The following is a 9,774-nucleotide window of genomic DNA, read 5'->3' on the forward strand; positions in this document are numbered from 1 at the left end:
TCAGAGCCTGCCCTTGGGTTTTGCGCGCCCCCTGGCCCTCTCCGCTGCGCGCTCTGCTGCGCGATCGGCCGAATCCCTGACCTTCACGGCGCGGCCTGCCTCCCTCAGCTCCAACTCGACCTTAGCAGGGTTCTTCCCGATGGCCGCGTCCACTATCGTGGGGCCCACGATCCTGCAGATGTTCTCCAAGACAGCCGCGTGGACCTGGCCCATGCTCAGCGCGCTGCCGTAGCCGCGCGGCGAGCCGCCGGCGCGCCTGGGGTCGCAGCCCCAGTTGTCGGCAGCATCGAAGTGGGGATTGCTAGTCCGGGATTCCATGAGTTTGAGTGCGCTGAATGTGTCCGTAAGATCCATCCTCGACTGCATATTGGTTCTGGGCACAAAGCCCACGTCGTACGAGTATCCGCCCCTGGGATGCGGAGACTGCTTGATCATCACCCTCGCGCCCTCGCGCTCTATGGCCTCGTATCCGGCCAGCGGGTGAGCGTATCTCTCGGTGAAGATGAGCCCCACCTCGGCGCGCACCTCGACCCTGCCCTCGCGCACCGCCTCGCGCGAGGCCTCCATGAAGTCCGCGGTGCCCTTGTAGTAAATCTCATATTTTTCAGGCTGGGAGATTATCTCAGGGACCCTGCTGACGATCTCCTCCACCGGGACCTTCTCGAACTTGCCGCCGCGGTCTCCGTGGATCATGGACATGACGATCCAGTTCACGCGCATGGCCGCATCGTTGCCGACGAGATAGTCGCCCGCCCTGGCGGCGAAGACGGCCTGCGCCGCCTCGCCCCTGACCGTGATGATGCCGCGGCCGATCGCCTCGGCCATGACCCTGTCGGTGTCCCAGTGGTTGCCCACGACCTTGACCACGCCCTCGAGCCTGCCCTCGGGCGCGAGCTGCGCGACCGCCTCGGTCGCGGTCGTGCCCTCCTGCCCCGGGGAGTGATGGTCCGCCACTATCGCATCCGCTGCGCGCTCAGCCGGGATGTTCTCCGGCGCGAAGTCTATCAGGAGGACCTTCTCGCCGGGCTTAACATCATCGAACACGCGGGAGACATCCTTGCCGGATATGGTCTGGCTCCTGACTGGCGCAGGGTCGATTTTCCCGTCAAGGCCTGAAACGACGCCGCCGATGAACGCGGCCGCCCCTGAGAGCAGACCGCCGATGTCGTCCTTGAGCCCGGCGATGAAGCGGCCAAGCAGCCCTGCATCGTCGTCTCCCGCCGACTTTGCCTCCGGCCTTGAGACCGTCTCCGCCCTGCATTCACAGGGGACATCCCTGACCCCGGTCAGGAGCGTTGAGGAGGGGAACACAGTGCCTATAAGCGACATGACGAGCAGCGAGTCCTTGACCTTGCAGAAGGCGTCGGTCGCCGCATCGGCAGCGCGGTCCATCAGCGGCCTTTTATCCGTTGATGCGGCCGGATCTGTTTCGGAATCGAGGTCGATATCAACGTCAGAGCCGCGCAGACCCAGCGCATCCTCCGTTGATCTCGAATTCACGGTCTCGTTGGCGGATTTGATCAGAGACATGGTGCTCCTCTCCCATGATGAGAAGGCGCCCCCGCCTCATGTTTCATTATCGACAGGCCATATGCCTGAGTTGCGGCCAGCGGGAAAAAAGGCCTAAAAGGCCCGAAACAAACCTCCGTATCATTATATGTGGGGATCGATCAGATCTTGAACCTGGGCCTCACGCTGTCCCTTGCCTTACGGGCAGCGCGCTCTGCTGCGCGATCGGCCGAGTCCCTGACCTTCACGGCGCGGGCCGCATCCCTGAGCTCCGCCTCAACCTTCGCAGGTCGATCTCCGAGCACGGCATCGACGATCGACGCCCGGGGGGCCCTGATCTCCTCGATATCGCTGATATCGAGCTGCATCGAGGCCTCGCCGGCCCTTCTTATCTCCTCCATCTCGCTGATATCGAGCTGCATCGAGGCCTCGCTGACATCCCTGATCACCTCTATTTCATGCAGGTGCAACTCCATCGGTTTCTCGGCGATCGGCATCCTTCCTCCTTGACTCCTTGCGATCTCCGCCCTTACCTCCTCTATCATCGCCTCCACATCGACCGGAGGCTTTGCCAGCTCAGGCGCGCGAGGCATGGGGAGTTTCTCGTTCATGTCGCCAGGCAGCATGATGGTGGTGCCCGCCGGCGGCTGCGCGAGTCCGGCCCTGTCGAACGCCTGCCTCACGCCCTCCTTTGTCAGGAAGCCGAAATGGTTGATAAGCGCGCCCTTGCCGCCGGCCTGCTTCAAAACCTCGTTCGGCACATGCATGAGCCTCACGCCGCGGAAGGCAGGGTCGTTGAGTATCTGCGAGAGCGCCTCGGCCATCGCAAACCTCTCCGCAGGGGCCTTTTCCTTGAACCAGCCGTTGCGGAAGAGCGCCGAGTGCACCTCGCGAATTTCGATGTCGGACAGGCTCGCACTCGGGGATGCCTGCTTCCACGCCTTTTCCTCCATGGCGATGAAGGCTGCCTGCCTCACGAGCCATGAATCGGGCGGAGAGTCGCTGCTGTTGTAGAGCGGGGCTTTCTTCATCTTGTCGAGGCGCGCGGCGCTGTTGCGGAGCGCATCGGTGCGCTCCCTTTCGGCGACGTGGATCAGGTTCTCCCTCATGAGCCGGTGAATCCTCTGCCACTCCGCATGCAGCCTCCCGGCCATATCGTGCAGTTGATCGATCTTCGCCTTTCTGAACTCCTCTATCGATCGCATGCGAAGCGCGAGCCTCGCGGGCAGCGACAACCCTGAGTTCTCGATGAAGACCCGGTCCACGACCGATTCCAGCAGGAAGCCGCGGTTGTCGAGATATCTCTCGCGCTCCTCGTGCGGCATCTTCGCGATAAGCGAGAGCGATCGAATGACGCTCACCAGCGGGCCCTTCCCCCAGATCCTGTCATAGGGCCCGGTTATGGTTTCAGAGACGCGAACAACCCCACGGATCAGGACCTTTTCGCCCGTCTCCCTGCTCCATATCTCGCGCTCGCCCTCCACAGCCGATCTCTTCCCATCGTGGACAGGCCTCAGCGCCGACACCGCATAGGTGATCGCCGATTTCCTGAAATCGGCCCGCATCGCCTTGGGGAGATGTTTTTCGATCCTCGCGATCGAGCGATCGAACATATACGCGGCATCCGGCGGCAGGGGCTTCATCTTCGGAGGCGCCGGCAGACGAGGCTTCATGGCGGGCGGCAGCGGTGGGGGCTGACCGACCGTCCTCTCATTTACGATGTAGCGGTCCGCGACATTGACAGGGCTGAAGGCCCTCGAGAAAAATCCCTTGACCCTCTCCAACAGCCCCTTCCCCTCCTCGTAAACCTGCGTCTCGCGCTCCTCAAATGCCGGGCGCTCCATTTGAGGTTGAGGCCTGGGCGCAACAGCCTCCTGTGCAGAGAGATCAAGGCCCAGGCTTCCGAGATCAAGGCTTGTCGAAGGCTCCTTAGGCAGCCCCCTCGTATCGAGCATCAGCGACTGATTCATATCGACTGACGGGACCGGCGACGCAGCGACAGGCTTGGGCCTTGGCAGCCCAGCGGGCTGCGCAGAGGGTTTGGCCTCTTTCGACTGCGGAGAAGGCCTGGGCACAGGCACTTCGAGGCCCAGGCTTCCGAGGTCAAGGCTTGTCGAAGGCTCCTTAGGCAGCCCCCTCGTATCGAGCATCAGCGACTGATTCATATCGACCGGCGGGACCGGTGACACGGCGACAGGTCCGGGCTTAGGCAATTGAGCCGGGACAACAGCAGGCCTAGGCTCAACTCCTGCCGGCGACGGCCTGGGAACAGGAATCCCGTCCCTTGCAAGGGCAGGATCAGGCTGAGGTTGAGGTTCAGGTTGAGGTTGAGGTTGAGGTTGAGGTTTAGGCTGAGGCTGAGGTTCAGGTTTAGGCTGAGGTTCAGGCTGAGGCTGAGGCTGAGGTTGAGCAATTTCTGCGAACGGCGCCCGCACTGCGGGCTCGCCCTTTGCCGTGCGGGGCCGCCACACCAGATTCGTCTCCAAGGGGTCGACGAGATAGATCGAGCTGCTCCCGGCCTGACCCTCTATCGCATAGGCGACTTTGCCTTCGAGGTGGTCCAGGTAGGGGAGCGGTATCACGACCTTCTCGCCCCATCTGCCGCTGTTGAGATGCACGTCCGCCGCATAGCTGTAGGAGCCGTCGCCCTTGATATCGATCTCGACCCAGGCGTGGCGGCTCGGATTGCCCAGCACGGAGCCCCGCACGTAGCGGCTGCGTATGCCCGCCTCCGCGAGCGCCATCTGAACAAGCGCGGCCTTGTGCCTGCAGCAGCCGCCGTTCTTGAAGTAGTAGCCTATGGTGTCGGGCCTGCCCGGCCTGCCGAGGCCGTCGGGGACCGGCGAAAAATCGGCCTGTATCCTCACGGCTATGGCTTCGATCTTCTGCTCCAGGGTGAGCCCCTTCTCGTCGCCGATCCTCCTGGCCTCCTCGAGTATCTCGTGCGCCTGCGAGTCATCGCGGAAGTTGACGGTGAGGAGCTCGCGCTTGTAGGTCGATGGGTCGCCCAGCACGAACTCGCCGCCCGGCAGTATGTCGCCGTGGCGCAGCTCCTGGTTCGTGAGTGGCTCGTAGTTCTCGAAGTTTATCCTGGCAAGGGGCTCCGCATCGGGCGATGGGCCCCTCGCAGGCTCGACAGGCGCAGCAGCCGCGGGCGACGCAGCGGGCTCGGCAGGCGGCTCGGATCCCCGCTCAGCCGATGGAGGCTCCGCAGCAGGCCGCTCCGACAGCCTAGGTTTCGGCGGCAGATCTTCCGCATCAACCAGCCGTGGGGTCGGAGGCAGGGGGCGCGCAGCGCTTCGCCCTTTAATGATCCTGTATACGACGTAGGCGGCAGCGCCGGCAAAGGCCAGAAATCCTGCCGTGGCGCCTGCGATCTGCCCGATCCCACTTTCTTCCCTTTCAGCTTTGAGCTTTGAACTTTGATCTTCGACCTTTGAGCTTTGAGCTTCCGGCTTTGAGCTTTGATCTTCGACCTTGAGCTCAAGGGCGGGGCGCTGCGAGGGCTTTCTGTACCACCCGTACTTGAACCCCGAGTCGTCCGGCATCCTGCAGATCGAATAGCCGCTCCTCTCGAGGTCCTTTGCAAAGGCATCTATGCTGGCGGGTTCATTCTTTAGCGGGCGGGGATTTTCGCGGGACAGATCGGCGCAGGCAGGATATATCTCCTGTCTGGGCCGATTGCGGTTTTTGACTCTTTTGGCCATATCTCCCCGCGAATATGGCCCACCCCTTCAATGAGATTATCGGCAGGGTTCAGAAAAAGTTGCGGGAAAATAACGAAAATTTGCCGGGAACGGTAATTCCTCGATATCATTATATATTAGATCGCTATTTTACCGGCCGCACGATCCATGTGTGGCTGTGGTGCTCCTTCACCGAATCCCTCGCCTTCGGCATCCTCAGCCCCTCGCGCCTGGAGGGGCGGAAGTTCATACCCGAATCGTTCACCCCTCCACGCCTCATGACCTCCGCTATCCCGTCGGGGGAGAGATAGCCCTCTCCGTTGACATGTCTCCTCATGAATTCGGTATCCTCCTGAACCCGCTTGAACCCGACGGAAATCGACTTGCTCAGCGCGTACCTGTCGGCCGGCAGCATCTCCACGAAGTCGAGGTTTCCCTCGGCGTAAAGCTGGCTGTGGACGAAGCACACATCGGAATCCACCTGCCTCACGCCCGTCTGCCTCTCAGCCTCCTCCCATGCAAACTGCTCTCTCCTCTTCCAGGAGAGCCATGAGTCAGGCGGCATATCGATGGATGCCGCGGGCACGGAACCGGGGTAGAGAAACATCCCCCTGGGCGTCTTTATGCCGTACTTCTCCCTGAAGCGTTTTGCAGCCTCCAGCTCTTCGGCGCCTTCGGGCTCCACGTCGATCTCGAGGGCCTTGCCGCGGCTCACGATGTCTTCGTAGGCGATCTTCGAGCGCACGCCAGGCGAGAGTCCCTGCCATATCCCGATAAACGTCCTGGCCCTCATCTCGAGCATCCTCTCGTTGAGGTTCGCGAACTCGATCAGCCTCCTCATCCTGAAGGCCAGCTTCTCGACCATGGAACGGTCGGAGTGGACCATCATGACACCCTCCAGCCCCTCTGTCGAAAAAACCTCGTAGGCGAGCTCCTCGAAGGAGTGGTAGTTCGATACCATGGCCATGGCGGCGCGTTGCACGAGTTTGCCGGGCCCGTCGCGCACGATGCTCACCGTGACCTGCTCCCCGCGGTCGAGGGAGCCGTCGATCTCACCCCGCACCATGTCCGGAAACTCCTCTGCGAATCGAGAGAACGCCTTCAGCTCGGCCACGCTCCGCAACGCGATCCTCTGCTCCGCCGAGTCGGGCAGGTCCCTGTACACGGGGTTCTCCGAAAGCCTGAGCCTCGCGTTGAGGGCCGCCTCCCTCTTTATGAGCCACGACTGGGAAATGGCCTCCTCTCCGGCGCGGAGGACCTCGTGATCGCCGAGCCCCAACGTCATTTCGAACCTCTTCTCCGCCGGGATGCTCACCCACATCTCATGGTAGTACTCGGCCCTGCGCTCTATGTCCTCGCGGGTGAGATTCCGGTAGAGGGGGATGGCCGCCATCGAGTCGGCCAGGGCCGAGAGCGCACCTTTCTCCTCCCAGGGTATTTCGCGCCCGGCAAAGGGCACCCACCTGACCTCGAGCTCGGGAAGCTTTGCGAGCACGCTCTCCTCGGGCGGGGGAGCGGGGAGGGTCTGCCTTCCGTCCTCGCTGTCAGGACCGCGATCGGCCGGATCAAACTCAAGGTCGAAATCCCTGAGCAGATCATCAGCCCCTTCGCCCGAAGCAGGCTCGACAACCGGCCTGCGGCCTGTTCCTATGCCGTCGCCCTCCGGCAGGTATATCCCTGTCGGCGGGTCCTCCCCGACGCCCCCCCGCGCAACAGGGGAACGCGCCCGTCTCGAGGGAGGCGGGGCCCGGAACACCGGGGATTCAGTTTGAAGTTGAGGCTCAGGCTGAGGTTGAGGCTCAGGCTGAGGCTCAGGCTGAGGTTGAGGGCCTGGGCGGCGGCCGGCTGATATGCGATTCCAGAGGCGGTATGCGCCGAATGCGATACCAGACGCAACGGCCACAGCACCCGCGATCAACCCGCCCGTTACAAAGAGGCTTTGCCCCTCGCCTTGATTTTCCTTTAAGCTTTCAGCTTTCAGCTTTGAGCTTTCAGCTTTCAGCTTTGAGCTTTCAGCTTTGAGCTTTCAACTTTGAGCTTTGAGCCGGCCGGCCGAGGCTCCCTGTACCATCCGTACTTGAACCTTGAGCCTTCGGGATATCGGCAGAGCTTTCCGAAGCCCTCGAGCGAACGGGCAAAAGCCTCGGTGTCGCCAGGATCGGACTTGAGCGGGCGCACGTTCGCGCCGCCCTGCTGTGCCTCTGCGCAGTCGATGAAAGCGGCGGGGCATGGTATCCTGCCTCCGCCGCAGCTCTGTTTAGCTCTGGGCATGATAAGACCTGAGGCGAACGATCACTTTCCGCCCTTCTTCAGCACGTCCTCCACGATCCCCCTGATCTCCGAATCCCCATCAAAGGGATCGACGAAACTGCCGCTGCGGGCGCGGCTCTCCGACCTGGCCGTTCGCCTCTCGGGGCCGCCGCGGCTGCGCGCCGCTCCCGGAGAAGAGGGCCCCAGGATATCCTGAGCCACCTCGACCGCCTCTGCGAACCGGGCCGAGTCCACCCTGCCGCCCGGGAAGAAGTCCTTGGCAAAGCCGGGTATCGCCCTCTTGCCCACAACGGCGGCGGCAAACACGTCCGCGAGCCTCGCCTTGTCGGTGTCGGTGAGGTCCCTGTACCTCTCGTGAGAGTCGATGGCTTCGAGCGCCCTGCGCATGACCGCCGCGGGATCGTAGTGGGGCTCCGCGTGGGCAGGGACGCCGCCCTTGCCCCATTCTATCCCCGCGCCTCCGCCCATGAGATCTTTCTCGGAGAAACCGGAGAACAGCTCCCCGTCCTCGCCGCTGAACACGACCGTGCCCGCCCTCGCCTTTCGCAACCTCGCCGACTCCTCCATCTCCGCGAGGCGCTCGGGGACCACGTCGGCAGTCACGGAGCGATCGGTCATCTGCGGCGCAGGGACCATGCCCGTGGGCCTTAATTCCCTCGAATCCACCGCGGGCGGAATGCCCTCGGGCCTCACCTCCACGGTATTCTTATCCCTGGAGGAAATGCCGCGCTCCCCCGGCGGAGGCGGCACGACGGAATCGCCGACCTTCACCACCTCCCTCGCGACCTTCCCTGAATCGCCCGTGTCGTGGAGGAAATGGACGTAGGCTTTCGTGTGATAACCCTCCCTGGAGAACCACGGCCTCGCGCGCCTTGCCGCTATCGTAACTTCGTCCGCAGGCAGTTCTCCCCTGCTGAAGGAGACGGCCGCGTCCACGACATCGTGGGTCTCCACCTCCGCGAAGCCCAGCCTGCCCGCCCTCTCAGCCGCTTTCTCGAGGATCTCGATGACCGTGAGCCTCACCTGCTCCTTCACGTTGTCCCTGTTCGTGACAAAGTACTCGCGGGAGATCAGGCCCGCCTCCTTCACACGCTCCTGATTGATTTTCACGTTGTACTTGCCCTCTATCCGCGTCCTCTCGGTCTCTTTGGCGTGGGACGGATCAATCTCCATGAGGGCAGCGATGACATCGAAATCCACGCTAAAATCCGCTGCAGTGAGGGAGTCTATGGGGGTAGCGTCCGGCCGCAGGGGGACGTTTGATTCCACGACCGCCCTGCCCGACCCGTCCACCGGTATGCCGGAAAACCTGGCGGAATCGCTCGACGGCGCTTCAGGGACAGGGGTCGGGACGAGCGGGATCGGCGTGTCCTCGCGCGGGGCCTGAACGTACGCCGGAACCGGGATCGGCTCCGGGATCGGGACGTACATCGGGACAGGCGAGCGCTCCGCCGCGATCTGCGCCATCCTCGCCGCTGCCTCCGCCCTGGCTGCGGCCATCCTCGCCTCTTCCAGCCTGCGATCCGCGAGCAGGGCCTGCCGCCTCTCCGACGCCAGCCGCCTCTTCTTCGCCGCCTTGAAAGGCATCCTCGCCAGCGAAAACACGAGAATGAGAGCGGCAATACCGGCCGCGGCAACGCCGGCAGCGCGCTCCCATCCCGCCTTCTCAAGCGCCTTCTCGTAGCGGCCCTTGAGGAGGTGCTCGATCCCCTCCTCGATGGGGTCGAAGAGCCACTCGATCGTGTCCTTCTCCCCGGCCGGGCCTGCCGCTGCCGAAGGCTGCGCCTCCGGCTGGGCCGCCTGTCTCTGCCTGTAGGCGAACCATTGACTGCCTCTTTTGCATACGCCCTCGAAGGAGGAAAATTTTGCCCAGTCCATGTCGCGAATCTGCTTGAACGCGGGCCTCTTGAATTTGCGCCTGTCCAGGCCGGTCTCGACGGTCCCCAGCCCGTGGCCGTTGTAGCTGATGAGCTGGGTGAGATCGGCCGAGCCGAGGTTGTCGCAGTCCTGGTAATCGGCCGCCTTGCACGCGCCGCTCGGCACGCCTTTCAGGCCGCATTTCGCTGCATTGTCGCTCATTGCCTGCTCCCTCCCATATAGATGGGGGAATCCCCACAATCTGATTATCGGCCGATTTTTCGAAAAGTTGCGCGAATTACAACCCGCGCCGTGTCAACCTTAACCCAGCGATTTGATTGCAAAAATAAGGCAGCTTCGGGTCCTGTCGTCGGATCACCCCCATTCGACAAATTCCAAGCACCAAATCCCAAATTCCAAATAAGCACCAAATTCCAATTATCGAATAATC

Annotated in this window: 5 protein-coding genes; all 5 read right to left on the bottom strand. The window is 62.7% G+C overall.

Annotated elements, in window-relative coordinates:
• The 5 genes from JXA24_03875 to JXA24_03895 all read right to left on the bottom strand — a co-directional run bounded on the left by JXA24_03875 (window position 1) and on the right by JXA24_03895 (window position 9,545).
• Entirely contained in the window at window positions 1–1,530 is a 1,530-nt protein-coding gene (locus JXA24_03875; GenBank protein ID MBN1282891.1) for a hypothetical protein, read from the bottom strand.
• A 140-nt stretch (window positions 1,531–1,670) separates the two neighbouring features.
• Complete coding sequence (locus JXA24_03880) at window positions 1,671–5,216, bottom strand: transglutaminase domain-containing protein (GenBank protein MBN1282892.1); 3,546 nt, start codon at window positions 5,214–5,216, stop codon at window positions 1,671–1,673.
• 124 nt (window positions 5,217–5,340) lie between these two features.
• Window positions 5,341–6,951: a hypothetical protein gene (locus JXA24_03885; protein ID MBN1282893.1), complete on the bottom strand. Its 1,611-nt coding sequence runs from the start codon at window positions 6,949–6,951 to the stop codon at window positions 5,341–5,343.
• A gap of 242 nt (window positions 6,952–7,193) precedes the next feature.
• A complete protein-coding gene (locus JXA24_03890; protein MBN1282894.1) occupies window positions 7,194–7,466 on the bottom strand; it encodes a hypothetical protein in 273 nt (90 codons plus the stop codon).
• Window positions 7,467–7,487: 21 nt separating this feature from the next.
• Window positions 7,488–9,545, bottom strand: coding sequence for a hypothetical protein (locus JXA24_03895; protein ID MBN1282895.1), 2,058 nt, complete (start codon window positions 9,543–9,545; stop codon window positions 7,488–7,490).
• Between the last annotated feature and the right edge of the window lie 229 nt (window positions 9,546–9,774).

It is taken from the genome of Pseudomonadota bacterium, from assembly GCA_016927275.1.
GTDB lineage: Bacteria > UBA10199 > UBA10199 > 2-02-FULL-44-16 > JAAZCA01 > JAFGMW01.